13 protein-coding genes and 1 pseudogene are annotated in these 16,059 nt (G+C 69.4%); 6 read left to right on the top strand and 8 right to left on the bottom strand.

The annotated features are described in order from the left end of the window. Positions 1–4: 4 nt before the first annotated feature. Together IEZ21_RS05375 and IEZ21_RS05370 are read right to left on the bottom strand one after the other, a co-directional pair. The gene (locus IEZ21_RS05375) at positions 5–1,348 is read right to left on the bottom strand and encodes a PP2C family protein-serine/threonine phosphatase (protein ID WP_189320704.1); all 1,344 of its coding nucleotides are present in this window, start codon (positions 1,346–1,348) and stop codon (positions 5–7) included. A gap of 136 nt (positions 1,349–1,484) precedes the next feature. Continuing rightward, on the bottom strand, positions 1,485–2,243 hold the full coding sequence (locus IEZ21_RS05370) for an IclR family transcriptional regulator (RefSeq protein ID WP_189320703.1): 759 nt from the start codon (positions 2,241–2,243) through the stop codon (positions 1,485–1,487). 322 nt (positions 2,244–2,565) lie between these two features. Between IEZ21_RS05370 and IEZ21_RS05365 the strand changes: the two genes are divergently transcribed. Both IEZ21_RS05365 and IEZ21_RS05360 read left to right on the top strand, forming a co-directional pair. Further along, the gene (locus IEZ21_RS05365; RefSeq protein WP_189320702.1) at positions 2,566–2,721 is read left to right on the top strand and encodes a DUF4158 domain-containing protein; all 156 of its coding nucleotides are present in this window, start codon (positions 2,566–2,568) and stop codon (positions 2,719–2,721) included. 102 nt (positions 2,722–2,823) lie between these two features. Next, positions 2,824–3,468, top strand: coding sequence for a DNA-binding domain-containing protein (locus tag IEZ21_RS05360; protein ID WP_189320701.1), 645 nt, complete (start codon positions 2,824–2,826; stop codon positions 3,466–3,468). A 292-nt stretch (positions 3,469–3,760) separates the two neighbouring features. Here the strand turns inward: IEZ21_RS05360 and IEZ21_RS05355 are convergent, their stop codons facing one another. Further along, positions 3,761–4,366, bottom strand: a complete 606-nt coding sequence (locus IEZ21_RS05355) for a dihydrofolate reductase family protein (protein ID WP_189320700.1) — start codon at positions 4,364–4,366, stop codon at positions 3,761–3,763. 266 nt (positions 4,367–4,632) lie between these two features. On the opposite strand from IEZ21_RS05355, the gene IEZ21_RS05350 reads away from it, so the two are divergent. Further along, positions 4,633–4,917, top strand: coding sequence for a hypothetical protein (locus IEZ21_RS05350; protein ID WP_189320699.1), 285 nt, complete (start codon positions 4,633–4,635; stop codon positions 4,915–4,917). Between the two features lie 286 nt (positions 4,918–5,203). Then, positions 5,204–5,797 (top strand): recombinase family protein, encoded by a 594-nt coding sequence (locus tag IEZ21_RS05345; protein WP_189320698.1) that lies wholly within the window; start codon positions 5,204–5,206, stop codon positions 5,795–5,797. A gap of 402 nt (positions 5,798–6,199) precedes the next feature. Here the strand turns inward: IEZ21_RS05345 and IEZ21_RS48750 are convergent. Continuing rightward, positions 6,200–7,279, bottom strand: a pseudogene (locus IEZ21_RS48750) (IS630 family transposase). A 186-nt stretch (positions 7,280–7,465) separates the two neighbouring features. Continuing rightward, positions 7,466–7,894: an IS200/IS605 family transposase gene (tnpA, locus tag IEZ21_RS05335; protein ID WP_189320697.1), complete on the bottom strand. Its 429-nt coding sequence runs from the start codon at positions 7,892–7,894 to the stop codon at positions 7,466–7,468. Between the two features lie 55 nt (positions 7,895–7,949). Between tnpA and IEZ21_RS05330 the strand changes: the two genes are divergently transcribed. Beyond that, positions 7,950–9,173, top strand: coding sequence for an RNA-guided endonuclease InsQ/TnpB family protein (locus tag IEZ21_RS05330; RefSeq protein WP_189320696.1), 1,224 nt, complete (start codon positions 7,950–7,952; stop codon positions 9,171–9,173). Between the two features lie 71 nt (positions 9,174–9,244). On the opposite strand, the gene IEZ21_RS05325 is transcribed toward IEZ21_RS05330, so the two are convergent. After that, entirely contained in the window at positions 9,245–10,702 is a 1,458-nt protein-coding gene (locus tag IEZ21_RS05325; protein WP_189320695.1) for an amino acid permease, read from the bottom strand. A gap of 402 nt (positions 10,703–11,104) precedes the next feature. Next, positions 11,105–12,751: a PucR family transcriptional regulator gene (locus tag IEZ21_RS05320; protein ID WP_246567287.1), complete on the bottom strand. Its 1,647-nt coding sequence runs from the start codon at positions 12,749–12,751 to the stop codon at positions 11,105–11,107. Between the two features lie 632 nt (positions 12,752–13,383). On the opposite strand from IEZ21_RS05320, the gene IEZ21_RS05315 reads away from it, so the two are divergent. Further along, positions 13,384–14,622 (top strand): globin domain-containing protein, encoded by a 1,239-nt coding sequence (locus IEZ21_RS05315; RefSeq protein ID WP_189320694.1) that lies wholly within the window; start codon positions 13,384–13,386, stop codon positions 14,620–14,622. Between the two features lie 13 nt (positions 14,623–14,635). Here the strand turns inward: IEZ21_RS05315 and IEZ21_RS05310 are convergent, their stop codons facing one another. After that, positions 14,636–15,865, bottom strand: coding sequence for a PP2C family protein-serine/threonine phosphatase (locus IEZ21_RS05310; RefSeq protein WP_189320693.1), 1,230 nt, complete (start codon positions 15,863–15,865; stop codon positions 14,636–14,638). Between the last annotated feature and the right edge of the window lie 194 nt (positions 15,866–16,059).

Raw genomic sequence — 16,059 nt, 5'->3', positions numbered from 1 at the left:
GGCGTCACCGGCTCCCCGCCCCTGCCGAACGCCCCGACGGGATACGCAGGTCCGCCGCACCCGCTGCCCCCTCCGCCGTCTCGGCAGCCCGGCTTCCGGTGCTCCCGCTCGTGCCCTCGGTGGAGGACCGGGCGTGGGGCGGGACGGAGCGCAGGTCGCCCGCGGTGTGCGACACCGTCTCGGGAGCCGTTGCCGCGCCGGCAGGCGCCTCGGCAGCCGTCGGCTTGCGGAGCAGCAGCAGCGCCGCGTCGTCGTGCAGGTGGCCGCCCACGTGGGCGAGCAGTTCGTGGTGGAGCGCGGTGAGGGTGCGGGCCGGGTTGTCGGTCAGGTGCCGTTCCAGGCCTTTGGCCAGCGGATAGAAATCGCGGTTGTGGTCTCGGGCTTCCGTGACGCCGTCCGTGTAGAGCAGGAGCTGGTCCCCGTCCGTGAAGGGGAGGACCTGGAGGGTGGGGGCCTCGCCGGTGAGGGCTCGCAGGCCGAGGGGCGGGGTCGGGTGCGTGGGCTCCACCGGGACGACTTCGGAGTCGCGTACCAACAGGGGAGGCGCGTGGCCGCAGTTGACCACCTCCAGGCGTCCCTCCCGGGGGTGACCGGCGACGACGGCGGTGACGAAGTCGTCGGCGTCGAGGTTGCGGGCCAGGCTCCGCTCGATCCTGTCGACGACGGCGAGGAGATCGGGTTCGTCGTAGGCAGCCTCGCGGAAGATGCCGACCACGAGGGCGGCGGTGCTCACGGCCGGCAGGCCCTTGCCCCGTACATCGCCGACGAGCAGGCGTACTCCGTACGGCGTGGGCACCAGCGCGTAGAGGTCGCCGCCGATACGGGCCTCCGCCGCCGCGGCGCTGTAGCGGACGGCCGTCTGGAACGGGCCGACCGTCGCCGGCACCGGCTTGAGCAGCGCGTGCTGGGCGGCCTCCGCCACCGAGCGGACGGCCGCGAGCACCTTCTCGCGGCGCCCGCGCAGCGCGCTGGCCAGAGCGCTCGCCAGGGTGACGGCCACCAGGGCGGCCAGGACGACCACCAGCTCATGGCACGGCACACCGTCACGGATGCCGAGTGCGGTGCCAAACCCCGCGGCGAGGAACCCGACACCCAGGACCCCGCGCGGCCCGCAGGTGGTGGCGGCCAGCGCGGGCCCGGCGGCCAGCAGCGGCAGCCACATCATCCCCGAACCGCCGAGGAGATCGACGAGCACGATGACGGAGACGATCAGTATGGGCAGTACAGCCGTACTCGCGGCCACGTGCGCGGCGGCGCGTAGCCGGGCCTTCGCCCCGGTACTGGCCACTCGGTTCCTGAACGGCCGTATCGGCCAGTGGTCGCCACCGTGGTGTCGGGCCTGAGTCATGTGGTGTCCGCAGTCCTCTCACTGTCGCGGGGCACGCCCCCTGATATATCCGTATTTATCAGGAAACGGGTTCGACAGGGGTCGCCGCAAGGAGCGGAATTTCAGATGATGAGCAAGGGCCCCGGCCAGATCCCGGTCACTTGGTGAGCGAAAGGCCCCTGGTCACACGGCTCGCGGTCGGGATCAGCCGGGCCCGGATCTCCTCGAGCCGGGAGAGCCGGTCCTTCGGCAGCGAGACGCCGAGTGAGCCGAGCATGTTCCCGCTGTAGACGGGCACCGCGACACAGACCGTGCCGAGGGCGTACTCCTCCAGGTCCGTGACGGCCGGGGCCACGGGCGAGGAGTCGACGCGCCGGAGCAGTTCCGGAGGGCTGGTGATGGTACGGGGCGTGAGGTCGGACAGGGTGTGCCGGGACAGATACTCCTTGCGGGACTCGTCGTCCAGCTCGCGGAGCACCGACTTGCCCAGCGCGGTGGCGTGCCCGGCGTCCTCGAAGCCCACCCAGAGGTCGACGCGGGGCGCCCGGGGACCGTCGACGATCTCGGCGACCCGGATCTCGCCGTCCTCGTAGAAGGTGAGGTAGGCGGCGGTCGAGAACTCGTCCCGCAGCGCCGCGAGCGCCGGACGGACCCGGCTGAGCAGCGCCTGACCGCGGCCCGCGGTGTGCAGCGTCTGCAACTTGTCGCCCAGAATGAAGCCGCCGTCGTCCAGCTTCCGTACGTATCCGTCGTGCACCAGCGTCCGCAGCAGGTGGTACGCGGTGGCCAGCGGCAGCCCCGTCTCCCGCGCCAACTGCTTGGCAGGCGCCCCGTTCTCGTGCGCGCTCACCACCTCGAGCAGCCGAAAGGCCCGCTGTACGGAACCGATGAGCGTAGGGCCGCCGCTTCTAGCCATACGACTAGCGTGCGCCCGGCACACGACACGGGCAACACTGGCGCCCCGTAGGGGCGCGGGGAACTGCGCGACCAGCCACGACGCACCCGCAGCCGCGACACGACTGTCACCCCACCCCCTGGCGGGGGGCCGGGGGTCGCAGCCCCCAGTTACGGGAAGGGGCGGGCCTGGGGAAACAGGCTTGGGAAACATCGGTACAGCGGTTGGCGCTGAGAACGATCTTGAGCAGTGAGCGGTGAACTTCTAGCACGGGTGGTCTGCTTCCTGGGGCCCTTCGGCCAAAGATCCACGGTCTGTAGCGGCAGGTGGTTGGCTCCGCCGCATGCCGGTGGAATTTCTGACGGATGACCAAGCCGAGGCGTACGGAAAGTTCGTCGAGGAGCCGACGCGCCCGGAGTTGGAGCGCTTCTTCTTCCTGGACGACGTGGACCGCGACCTGTGTCAGTTTCCGAAGTCGCGTGCACAGGTGAGCTGGTGATTCGCTGTCGCGTGCAGGGAACTGCGAACGCGCCGGACGGGCCGAACTCGCCTGCGTTACGGTCGAGTTGTCCGTAGTCGTGTGCGTGACGGGGGCTTCCGGATGGCAGAGGAACCGGTGGCCGAGCGCGGGGTGCTGATCGCGCCGACCCAGATGTGGGAGACCGCGGTGCGGCAGGCCGAGGTGATCGGGCCGCTCGCGGCGAAGGACACAGTGGGGCTGGCCGAGGCGGATGAGGCCGCCGAGCGGCTGCGGGTGTCCCGGCGCCAGGTGTATGTCCTGCTTGGACGGTGGCGCGCCGGTGAGGGAGTGGTGTCGGACCTGCTGCCTGGCCGTTCCAGCGGAGGCCGCGGCGGCGGGCGCCTGTCTGGTGAGGTCGAGACGATCGTCCAGGAAGCGCTACGCACCCGGTACTTGACGCGGCAGCGCCGCTCGGTGGCGGCGGTCTGCAAGGAGATCACGCGCCAATGCCGGGCTCGTGGCCTGCGGGCTCCTTCGCGGGGGTCGATGCAGCGGCGGATCGAGCGGCTGGACCCGGTGGCTTCGGTCTCGGGACGCGAAGGAAGAGAGGCGGTTCGTCCTCTCCGGTCGGCCGGGGGTGTGCCGCCGGCGGTCACCGGGCTGCTGGAGCAGGTTCAGGTCGACCACACGCCGGTGGATGTGATCGTGGTCGACGAGCGGCACCGGCTGATGAGGATCTCTGAAATCGGCCAGGGACGCTCTTCCCTCCACTTCGTTGCGTCTTGAAGCGTGTGGGGAATGTGGGGAGTGAAGAGCGCGTGTGAGGGCCCAGCGACCGAAGGTCGCCGGGCCCTGTTGATCGGTGACGGTCAGGCGAAGTCGTTGCCCGCGGTGCTCACGGAGTCCGCCGCAGGGAGGTGATCTCGCGAACTCTGCTGGCGATGGTGGGACGGGCCCTTCCGGGGTGGCCAGCAGGGCGACGATGGTGACGGGCTGATCGCAGTGCGGGCAGTTCCGGACGGCTCCGCGCCCGCCGGCGCCGACCTGGCGGCCGTCCAGACCGGCGGACGGGGCGACATCACGCAGGGACGCCGAGCGGCGGGTGCTCGAGCACGCGGGGCTTGTACTCGACCAGCTGGATGCGGCCGTCGAAGGTGCGGTGCTCGATCATCTCGAGGGCAACGTCCGGATAGCCGTCGTAGATGCGTTCTTCGCCCGTGGCCCCGGTGATCACCGGGAACATCACGACCCGGAAGCGGTCGACGAGTCCGGCCCGTAGCAGGGACCGGCACAGGCTGAGGCTGCCGATCGTGCTGAGGAGCCCCGAGCCGCTCGACTTCATGGCGCGGACCGCCTCGACGGCGTCGTCGCGGACGAGCGTGGAGTTGGCCCACGTCAGTGGCTCCTCGAGCGAGGAGGAGAACACCACCTTGGATGCTTGCGTGAGCTCGTCGACGGACGCCTCTTCTTCGGGCCTGAACTCGTCTTGGCCCTTCGGGACCTCGCCTGCGGCGAAGCCCGACATCAGGCGGTAGGTGTTCGCTCCCACCAGGTAGGTGGCCTCGGGCTGCTCGCCGAGCCATGCGAGGTACTCCGGGCCCTCGAGGCCCCAGAACCCGGGCCATCCCTCTCCCGATGCGTGGCCGTCGAGGGAGGTGATGAAGTCGACGAGAAGCTCCGACATGGCGGTGTCCTTTCCTAGGGTGTCACGAGCTTGGACCGGCCGGGAGCCACAAACTCATCGGCCGCGCTGTGGAGTAACGAGAAAACCCATGACGCTGCAGCCGATCAGGTCGGCGGAGCGGCACTGCTTCGGAGGGCCGGAGGCCCACATGATTGCACTATGCATGCAGTCGGGTAATGATCTCCACGCGATTGAGAACGGCGGTTTGCGTTCTGTCAAAGCCCCAGCTCAGCCCCATCCGCGAACGGCCCACCACGCTCTACTGGGTGATCGGTGAGGCTTCGCTGCCCGACGTCGACAGCGGGTACTTCATCCACTCACCTGCGACGGCGGCGGAGCACTTCCGTGAGTACGGCCCCGCTCCGATCGACGGCGAACCGATCGCGCTGGTCTTCGCCAGCAACGGCGGGGTCCATCTGTTCGCGATCGGAGCCAGCGGACAAGTCTGGAAGTCCACCACGGCCTCCTGGTTTGACGACTTCGAGGTCACCGCGTCCAGCTTGCAGAAGTTTCTCGAACAGCTCGGCCGCCGGATCGCGAACCAGACCTAATCATCGGCCGAGGGCAAACGGGCCCCTGCCCCAGGAGGTCATTCCACAGCTGGGGAATCGCGAGCAGGTGTGGGGACACCCCTGAGCAGGGGGCGGCCAATTTCAAAGAGCGCCATCACCACCTCATCTGACGCCGTTCCATATCCTGGAAGTGGAACAGAGCACCCGACGCCCCGTCAGGACGCTGACATCCTGCGGTGATCGCCGAGCCCATCGTTCCGCAAATCGTTCCACAACAAGTGTTCCGAAAGGCGCGTGCGGGGACAACTCCCGGTACGGTGCGGCAATGGCAACCGACCGACGGCACGCCGCCCAGGGACTCGAACTCGCGTACGCCCGGGTCTCCACCACCAAGCAGAGCCTGGAACGCCAGCTTGACGCCCTCGGGGCAGCGGGCATCGCGGACGAGCGGATCTACGTCGACAAGAAGAGTGGCACCACCGTCGAGCGCCCCGGCCTGACCGACCTGCTCGCCTACGCCCGGCCCGGCGACACGATCGTGGTCTACACCCTCGACAGGCTTGGAAGGAACCTTCGCGAAGTCCTCAACCTCGTCCACGACCTGAACGAGAAGAACATCGGCGTGCGCTCACTCGCCGACCCGCTGCCGATCAACACCGCCGATGAAGGCATGGGCCGCATCGCCTTCCTGCTGCTGGCCCTGTTCGCCGAGATGGAGTGCACGTTCACCACCGAACGGGCCGCCCATGCCCGAGCTGTCGCCGAAGCTGCCGGTCGGCGCATCGGACGCCCCGTCGCACACTCCGACGACAAGATCGAATGCGCCAAGCTCCTCAAAGAGCAGGGCGGCAGCCTCGGCCAGATCGCCGCGAAGACCGGAATCCCCAAGACCTCGCTGCACCGATACCTTCAGGCGTAGCGCGCCGAGACTGGCGGTCCACCGATCAGGCGCCCAGCCCATTGCTCACCGTGAGAGAACCGAGGCCACATGGAAACTGCGAGCGAAGCACGCATACGACTCGGCGCTCGCCGACGCGAACTGTTGGCTGAGCTGGGGCAGGTGGAGCGGCAACTCGCCCAGTTGGAGACGAAGGTCTTCGTATCTCAGTGGTGGCAAGCCCCCAGCGGTCCACAGGGACGCGGAACCATCTACCACACGGGAACGGTCCAGCGCTGCCGTCCGGGGAACAGGCCGGTCGAGATCAGCTTGTACGAGGCTCTGCGTGAAGGGCTCAACCCATGCGGCACGTGCAAGCCCGTGACGGCACCGAACTACGTGAGCGCGTCAAATCGGTGATCCGCAATTACTGACTTCGGCTCGTCAGGGTGAGGCTGGGTCGTCGAGGGTCAGGCCGGTGCCCGCTATGAAGCCGTCGAGGGTTTCGGGCCGGTACTGGAGGCGTTTGAGCCGGTTGCGTACGAGGGCTTCGAGCCGGTCGAGAGCGACCACGGCGAGGTTGGCCAGGCTGCGCTTGACGTGCGCCCATACCCACTCGACGGGGTTGAGGTCGGGAGAGTAGGCGGGCAGCAGGAAGACCGTCAGCCAGTCACGCTCGGCGATCAGCTCACGCATGGCGTGGGAGACGTGGGTGTTGAGCCGGTCCCAGACCAGCACGATCGGCGCCTTGAGGAGCTGGTGGACGCCGTCGACCAGTGCGATGAAGTCGCGCTCGCCCATGCTGCGGCGCTTGCCCTTGCCCGCTCGGTGGATGCGCAGGCGGTGGCACAGCCGGGTGCGGGAGCCGGGCCGCATGGCGATCAGCCCAGCCACCGACAGGCGTCCTGAGCGTCGACCGCTCACCGTCACCTGCGGGGTGTGGCCGCGTCGGCCCCAGGTGCGTCCTTTGGGCGGCTGTCGCGTGAAGCCTGCCTCGTCCTCGAAGCAGATGTAGCCCCCGCAGGCCGCCCGGGCTCTTTTACCTCGGCCCAGGTCGCCTCCTTCCACAGGGTCACGGCTTGCTCGTTGCGTTCGGCGACCCGCCGCGCAGGGACCTGCGGGCTGAAGCCGAGCCGGTGCATCAGCCTCGTGGCTCCCGAAACGCTGTAGGAGATGTGGAACTTCCTGCCGATCAGCGTGGCTACCCGGGCGGCGGTCCATACCTGGTCCTCCCCCCCATCCGTGCGTGGCGGGTCCTTCATCGAGGTACGCGGCCAGCTTTTCCAGACAGCGCGGGGACAGCCGGCATCGCGATCCGCTCGGGCCGCGGGAGGCCAGCGCCTGCACGCCGCCGTCCCGCCACAACTGATGCCACTGGGAGGCCGACTTCGGGCTCACCCGCAGGCGCCGTGCCACCTCGGGCGGCTTGATCTTCTGCTCGAACAGCTCGGCCGCCTGCATCCGCACCGTCTCCCGGCGCTGACGTCCCGCAGGGGGCAGCCCGCCCCCATCCGCATACCTCACACACCACGGAATACAGCCACTACCCCAGGCCCAGCAGGGACTTCAGGAAAGCTCACCCTGACGAGCCGAAGTCAGTAGCGGGTGCAGACGACTTCGGTCATCCGCGCAGCCGACTTCGGAAGCTGACACCAAGATTGCTCTGACCTCATCTTGAGGCACGGGTCTGCACTGTCCACCTCGGCCGGGTCATACGGGGCGCCGCTGGTTCTCGATGTACTGGCGTACGACGGTCAGCGGTGCCCCGCCGCAGCTCCCTGCGAAGTACGAGCGGGACCAGAACCGCCCGTGCATGATCGCCTGGTTCGCCTCGCCCGTGTACTCGAAGCGGAGCCGCCGTGAGGAGACGCCCTTGAGGCTGTTGACCAGCTTCGAGAGAGCGACTTTCGGCGGGTAGTGCACCAGGAGATGTACGTGATCGTGTTCGCCGTTGAACTGCTTCAACTCGGCTTCGAAGTCCGTGCACACGTCGCGCATGATCTCTTCGCAGCGCGTCAGCATCTCGGGCGTGAAGACTCCGCGCCGGTACTTCGTGACGAACACCAAGTGCACGTGAAGGTGGTAGACGACGTGCGCTGAGCGTCTGATATCGGGTTCTGCTTCCCATCGCGGTGACATACACCAATGCTAGTATGCTCAGCGAACCGGCCAACGAGCTGACTGGGGAGGGAAGTTGAAGCGTCAGCGTGGCCACAAGGCCCGGCTTCACCTCACCCCCGATCAGCTCGCCCAGGTCGATGGCCAGGGCCACGGCGCCCGCGCCATGTGGAATCTGCTGCACGAGCTGTGGCAGATGACGCCGAAGTGTCAGCGTTCCCTCGCCCGCATGGACCAGGCGATACGCCAGGCCCGCAAGGACATTCCCTGGCTGGGGGCCGTGCCCGCGCAGGCAGCCCAGCAGGTCCTCAAGACGTATCACCGGGCCTGGGTGAACTGCTGGGAAGGCCGCGCCGAAGCGCCGGCCTTCAAGAAACGCGCCGCACGCCGTGCCGTCGACATCCCCCAGGGCCGCGACCTGCGGATCACCCGTCTGTCCCGCCGCTGGGGCCAGTGCTGGGTACCCATGGTCGGCCTGGTGAAGTTCCGGTGGACCAAAGCCCTGCCGTACGGTAAACGTGCCGACAAGCACAACAAGGTCACCGGGGCACGGCTGGTGAAGGAAGCGAACGGCTGGCACATCGTCTTCCGCGTCCAGACCGAGGTGGACGAGCCCAAGCCGCACGAGGGGCCGATCACCGGCATCGACCGGGGCATCGCCAAGCCCCTCGCGCTTTCGGACGGCACCTTCCGCGAACACGAGCCGTGGCTCACCCCTGGTGAGGCCATGCGGCTCAAGCGGCTGGAACAGCAGCGGGAACGCAGGCGCGCCCACCGCAAGCCGGGTGAGCGCACCAGTAGCCGTCTCAAGCGCACGTACGACCAGATCAAGCAGCTCCGCGCAAGAGCCACGCGCCGCGCCCTTGACTGGCAGCACAAGGCCACCACTGAGCTTGCCGGGACCTTCGGCGTCATCGGGGTGGAAGACCTGGCCATCACGAACATGGTCAAGTCCGCCAAGGGCACCGTGGAAGCCCCCGGCACGAACGTCCGGCAGAAAGCCGGCCTGAACCGGTCGATCAGCGGCGAGGCATGGGGGCGAACCGTCACCTTCCTCGAATACAAGCTGGCCGACCGGGGCGGAGTCCTGGTCAAGGTCCCCGCCCCGAACACCTCCCGGCGCTGCTCGGCCTGCGGGTTCATCACCCCCGGCAGCCGTGAATCGCAGTCCCGATTCGTCTGCAAGGCGGACGGCTGCGGATTCGTTGAGAACGCGGACACCAACGCGGCCCGGAACATCGAACACGCCGCAGGACATGCGGTGTCAGGACGTGGAGACCTCGGGGTTACCCGGTCTTAGAAGCGTCAACCACCCACCGGGCCGCACTGCGAAACGGATGGGATTCTGCCCCGTTCACGGGGCAGAGGATGTCAAAGAGGAGCCACCACGTCCTCGGTCTCCTTGCTGCGAGCCCGCTCCCGCACGAACGAGATCGCGATCACGATCGCAGCCACAAGCACCGACAGCAGCACCTGGCTCCGCCCGCCACCCTCCTTCTCGTCCGTGAGCATGTACAGCAGCACGAACGAGATCATCCCGATCGTCGCCCACGTCAGATACGGGAACAGCCACATCCGTACGACGAGTTTCTCGGGGCTCTCGCGCAGGATGATCCCGCGCATCTTCAGCTGCGAGAAGCAGATGACCAGCCATACGAAGAGCGCGACGGCGCCGGAGGAGTTCAGCAGGAACTGGAACACCGTGTCCGGCCACAGGTAGTTGAAGCCGACCGCCACGAAGCCGAAGGCCACGGAGGCCAGGATCGCGGCCTGCGGGACACCTCGCGTGTTGGTCTTGAAGAAGGACCGCGGAGCGTCACCGCGCTGGCCGAGGGAGAAGGCCATCCGGGAGGCGGTGTAGAGGCCGGAGTTGAGACAGGACAGCACGGCGGTCAGCACGATGAAGTTCATGATCTGGCCGGCGTGCGGGATGCCGATCGCGTCGAGGGCGGCGACGTACGAGCCCTTCTCGGCGATCGACGGGTCGTTCCACGGCAGCAGGGCGACCACGACGAGGATCGAGCCGACGTAGAAGACACCGACCCGCCAGATCACGCTCCGGGTGGCCTTGGCGACCTGCCGCTGCGCGTCCGGGGACTCGGCGGCGGCGAGGGTGACGATCTCGCTGCCCATGAAGGAGAAGACGACCAGCAGGATGCCGGTGAGGATCGCGCCTGGCCCCTCCGGCAGGAAGCCGCCGTGCGCGGTGAGGTTGCTGAATCCCGTGTCGGCGTCGGAGCCGGGCAGTATGCCGAAGATGGCCAGCCCGCCGAGCACGATGAAGCCCGAGATGGCGACGACCTTGATGCCCGCGAACCAGAACTCGAACTCGCCGAACGAGCCCACCGAGACCAGGTTCGTGGCGGTCAGCACCACCATCACGATCAGTGCCCAGGCCCACTGCGGTACGGCCGGCACCCAGCTCTCCAGGATCACCGCACCCGCGGTGGCCTCGACCGCGAGCACGACGACCCAGAAGAACCAGTACAGCCAGCCGATCGAGAACCCGGCCCAGCGGCCGAGCGCCCGGTCCGCGTAGGCGGAGAACGAACCGGAGGACGGGTTGGCCGCGGCCATCTCGCCGAGCATGCGCATCACGAGGACGACGAGGGCGCCGACCAGGGCGTACGACAGGAGAATGCCGGGCCCGGCGGCGGCGATACCGGAGGCGGAGCCCACGAAGAGCCCGGCGCCGATCACGCCGCCGATGGCGATCATGGACAGATGGCGGTTCTTGAGACCGGCCTTCAGACCGTCCTGCTCCGGAGGCTGACCACCGGTGGGTGGAGCGGTGTCAGAGGCCAGAGATTCAGGGGGACGTGTAGTCATGGCGACATCCATTGAGTGGTTGGGGGGGGTGCCGTACGAGTGCCGTGCGGGGCGTGGCTGTCCGGAACGCCGGGTCGCCTCGATGGCGGGGGACGAGCGGGCCGGGCTGCGTACGTGGGGGCATGCGCAGTGGAGGGCGGTCAGGGCACTGACGATTCCCGTAAGCGTTCACGGTGCGGTTCGCGGTTTCCGGATGCGTGCTGGTGAGGTGGTTGTCACCAGTACGTCCGCGATTCGCTCCGTCTCCTCGTGGGAGGTGGGCCGCATCACTTGCGGAAATGGATTTGCGCAAGCGTATGGGGGGTCATGGGGCTACGTGTTTGTGAAGCCTGAACAAACTCGCCCTCGATGGCTGTACGAACGGCCAATGCGGAACCGGGGTCAGTGATGCGGAAACCGGCGTCAGTCGGTCGGCGGCAGCCTCAACTGGAGCATGGCCAGCAGCCGTTGATCAGGGCGGCTGAGATCGAGACCGGTCAGCTCCTCGGCCCGGCGCAGGCGGTAGCGCAGCGTGTTGGGGTGCACATGGAGCTGGGCGGCGGCAGCCCGTACGTCACCGAAGGAGTTCAGATACGTCAGGAGCGTCTCGGCGAGGCGGCCCTGATGCCGGCTGTCGTGCTCGACCAGGGCGGTCAGCCGTGGATCGCGTATCTCGGGGTGGGCGGACAGCAGCGTCAGCATCTCGCTGACCAGCACCTCCGCCTGGATGTCGGGCAGCGCGGCGACCGCGGCGGACACTCCGGCGCTCACCATGGCCTCGAGGATGCGGTCCGCCTCCCGGCGCGAATCGGGTACGGCCCCGAGGCCCGGCACCAGGCAGCCGACCGAGCCGCGCAACGGCAGCCCCAGGTGGCGGCGCGCCGCGTCGGTGATCTCCTGGGCCCAGCCGCGCAGGGTGTCCGTGTCGATGCTGCGGGGCAGCTGCGGCAGGAGCACGTAGATACGGGAGTCGACTTGGGTGACCAGCGCGCTGCGGTGCCGGGCGGCGATGTGTACTGAGACCAGGTTGGTGACCTCGGTGTGGGCCAGCTCCGGTGCACCGACGGCGTCCCCGGCCTCGTACGCCTCCGTCGTCCCGTACGAGAAGCCCAGCACGGCGGCCGGGCGAGTGGCGTCGAAACCCAGGTGGGTGGCCAGCGGCTGCGGTCCGGTGCTGCCGTCCATGAGTCCGGCGAGCAGGGTCCGGACGAGCGTCACGTCGTCCGAGAGCTCCCGGCGGCGGCGTACGAGATGCAGCGCGGCGACACGGGCGGCGCCCAGCAGCGCCTGGCGCGAGCGTTCGGACAGCGGAGTCGAGCTCTCCTGCACCCAGATGGTGCCCAGCTGCCGGTCACCGGAGCGGATGGCCACCGCGAGCCGACGGCGGATGCCCAGTTCGGGGTGGCTGTCTATGGCGATCACCTCGTCGCTGGAGTGCAGGTGCTGGAACACGCCCCACTCGCGCAGCTTCGCCAGATAGCCCTCCGGTCCCTGCCAGCCGAGGATGGAACGCCGCCGCAGATCGTCGGCCTCGTCGGAATCGGTGGTACGGGAGTACGCCAGCACGCGGTTCGCGGCGTCCTCGATGCTGACGATGCCGCTGGTCAGGATGGCGGTGGTCTGGGCGAGCGAGAACAGGTCGCCCTCCTCGGCGCTAGCGCCGGGGTCGTCCGGCGGGGCCTCGTCCAGGGCGGCGCGGGCCAGGGCGCTCACCTGCTCCCAGCGGGCGTCGCTGCGCAGCGAGAGCAGGGCGATGCCGGCCTCGGCGGCGGTTTCGCTGAGCGCCGTGGCCTGGCCGGTCGTGGCCTGGCCGGGGGCGCCCAGCTTGACCACGACGGCGGTGGCGCCGTCGCGGCCGGCGGCCCGCAGTGCGGGCAGCGCGGCCCTTCCTCGGGAGCCGATCGCGAGGACCAGGTCGCCCGGTTGGGCGGTCGGTGGGTCCTCGGGGTCGAGGAGGGCGATGCCGCGGATCTCTACGTCCAGGCCTGCGGGGGCGGCCTGGACCTCCAGCATCGAGTCGCCCAGCGCCATTACCAACTGGCGCAGGGTGATGCTCGTGGCCGGGTCCATTGGGTGTCGCCTTTCTCCGTCGGGTGCGGGTGTGTGGGTGGCTGGTCGCGCAGTTCCCCGCGCCCCTGGGTGGGTGGTGGGTGCGGGGCCGCGGTCCGGTGCGTCAGCCCGTCGCAGGCCGGGCGTACGGCCCGGTGTTGGTACAGGGTGCGGGTTCTCCGAGACAGAACCTACGCGACGGGCATACGACGCACCGGCCCACGCCCCCTCCCGCCGGTGGGAGGGGGCAGGGTTCGTCGGGGTGCGGGCTCCCCCGGGGCCCAGGCTCCTCGGGGCGCGGGCAGCCGCAGGCTTTTGCTTTTAGGGGCGCGGGGAACTGCGCGACCAGCCACGACGGGCCCGCACTCGCCCATGAAACCGAATCCACCACCCCCGTAGGCGCCCCCGCCCAACCGCCGGAGGCGCCCCGCTAGGGCCGGTCGGCCCTGATATGGGCCCGGGCAGGAGGCCGGAGGTCCTCGGCCCCGGGGCCGGTGGTCCCCGCTTCGGGCGGCGGGTGCTGTTACCCGGCGAAACGGCCCCCTCCGCTTGCTATACAGGATCAGCGGCCGCCAAGTCCGTGGTCCCGCAGTCGAGTTCATCCTCGCCTTTCCTACCCCCTGGTTCCCCCTGTCCAGTTGCTGGGAGTCTTCATGCTGTCCGCAGAATCCGCCGCCGTCATACGGGCCACCCTTCCCGTGGTGGCCGAGTCGCTCGACGAGATCACCACCCGCTTCTACGGCGCGATGTTCCGCGACCGGCCCGAACTGCTCGACGGCATGTTCAACCGGGGCAACCAGGCCAGCGGGGCCCAGCGCCGTGCCCTGGCCGGTTCCATCGCGGGCTTCGCGAGCGCGCTGCTCGCCGACCCGGAGGCCCGGCCCGACGCGCTGCTGGCCCGGATCGCTCACAAGCACGCCGCGGTCGGGGTCACCGAGGACCAGTACGTGATCGTGCACAAGTACCTGTTCGGCGCGATCGCCGAGGTGCTGGGTGACGCGGTCACCCCGGAGGTGGCCGCCGCCTGGGACGAGGTGTACTGGCTGATGGCCGGGGCCCTCATCGCCCGCGAGGCGCTGCTGTACCAGGAGGCGGGCGTGCGGCCGGGCGAGATCTGGCGGCAGTGGACGGTGGTCGAACGGCGCGAGGAGACGGCGGACGTGGCCTCGTTCCTGCTCCGCCCCGCGGACGGCGAGCCGGCTCTCCGGGCCCGCGCGGGCCAGTACGTCAGCGTGCGGGTGCGTATGCCGGACGGAGTGCGTCAGCTGCGCCAGTACAGCCTGTCCTCAGACCCGGGCGGCGACCTGCGCCGTATCACCGTGAAGCGGGTCGCGGGCGCCGAGGACGCCCCGGACGGTGAGGTCTCCACGCTCCTGCACCGGCGGATACGGCCCGGCGACGAGCTCACTCTCTCCGCGCCGTTCGGTGACGTGGTGCTCGACGAGGACGACACCCCGATCGTCCTGGTCTCCGCCGGCATCGGCTGCACCCCGATGGTGGGCATGCTCGACCGGCTCGTCGCGACCGGCTCCGACCGGCCCGTACTGGTCCTGCACGCCGACCGCTCCCCGGCCGAGCACGCGCTGAGGAGGGAGACACGGACGCTGGCCGCCCGGCTGCCGCGGGGGAGCACCCGCTTCTGGTACGAGCAGTCCGGGCCGGGCAACACGGCGCCCGGTGACCGTTTCGGCCTCATGGACCTCGCCGGGGTCGACATCCCGGCCGACGCCAGGGTCTATCTGTGCGGTCCGCTGCCGTTCATGCGCTCCGTACGCACTCAGCTCCTGCGCTCCGGAGTCTCCGCTCGCAACATCCGTTACGAGGTCTTCGGTCCGGACCTGTGGCTGCCCGGCACCGTGGACGCGGCCGACGAAACGGCGGACGCGGCCTGAGCCCGGCGGGGTCTCAGAGGCGGATGACGACCAGGGCCGTGTCGTCGGCGGTGCCGGTGGACGGGAGCAGGTCCGCCAGGAGGGCGTCGGCCAAGGGCTCGGGCTCGGACTTCCGGTGGCGGGTCAGGGAGTCGGCGAGGCGGGCCAGGCCGGTGTCGATGTCCTCGTGGCGGCGTTCGACCAGTCCGTCGGTGTACAGAGCGAGGGTGGCGCCCTCGGTGAAGGGCGTACTGGCCTGGGGGCGGCGAACGTGCTCGGGACGCGCGCCCAGCGGTGGGTCGGTGGCCTGGTCGAGGAAGGTCACGGTGCCGTCGGGGTGGAGCAGGGCGGGCGGTGGGTGGCCGGCGCTGCTGTAGGTGATGGTGTGGCTCTCCCAGTCGATGAAGGCCTTCACCACGGTGGTCGACTCGGCCCCGTCGACGGAGAGGGCGTACAGCCCGAGGGCCTCCAGGGCCTGCGCCGGGCCCTGGGCGACGCGGGCGGTCGCGCTCAGCGCGCTGCGCAGCTGTCCCATGACGCAGGCGGCCCCGAGGCCGTGGCCGACGACATCGCCGACGGCGACCGTGATGCGGTCGCCGGGCAACTCGACCAGGTCGTACCAGTCGCCGCACACGTTCAGGGCTCCGATGGCGGGCCGGTAGCGCACGGCCGCTCGGTGGTGTCCGAGCGGGCTGGGGGCGGGCAGCATCGCCGCCTGCAGGGTCAGGGCGACCTCGCGTTCGCGGGTGTGGGCCTGGCGCAGGCGTTCATTGACTTCTTGCAGTTCACGGGCGCGGGTGTAGAGCTCGGCCTCCAGCACGCGGGCCCGGCTGTCGCTGCCCGGGCCGCCGCGGGCTCGGATGAGCTCGGTGACCTCCTCCACCCGGTGCACGACCAGCGCCACCTGCCCGTCGGCGCCGAGGACGGGCGCGTTGACCGGGCTCCAGTAGTGCTCCTGCCAGTGGCCCGGCCGCTCGGCATCCTCGATGTCGTAGCGGATCAGCGCCATGGTGTCGCGCTCGCCGGTGGCCACCACGCGGAGCATTGACTCCCGGGTCTCCCGCATGCCGGCGGCGGCCGGGTCGTTGGGGTTCTCGGGGAAGACGTCGAAGATGTAGCGGCCCAGCAGCTGGTCGCGGGTGCGCCCGGCCAGCCGCAGGAAGTCGTCGTTGGCGTCGGCGTACACCAGCTCGGGGGTGAGCAGCGCCACCATGCCGGGGAGGGCCTGGAAGACCGCCGCGTAGTCGATCTGCGGTTTCCTCATGTGCTGACCGCCTCGGCGCCGACCGTTCAGTGAGCTTCCACGATAGAAGCGAACGGTGCGGGTGGCCCGGTCACGGCGTCGGACGGTTCCGGCCCACGGCTTCGTACACGGTTGTGCCCCTGTGTCGTACCTGCGAAGTACGGACCGGGTCGCGTGTACGGCGACTTCAGCAGGCCACTGCCAGCATAGGCACG

Origin of the sequence: Streptomyces flaveus, from assembly GCF_014647675.1 — a bacterium.
GTDB lineage: Bacteria > Actinomycetota > Actinomycetes > Streptomycetales > Streptomycetaceae > Streptomyces > Streptomyces flaveus.
This window is presented reverse-complemented; position numbering and strand designations above follow the sequence as displayed.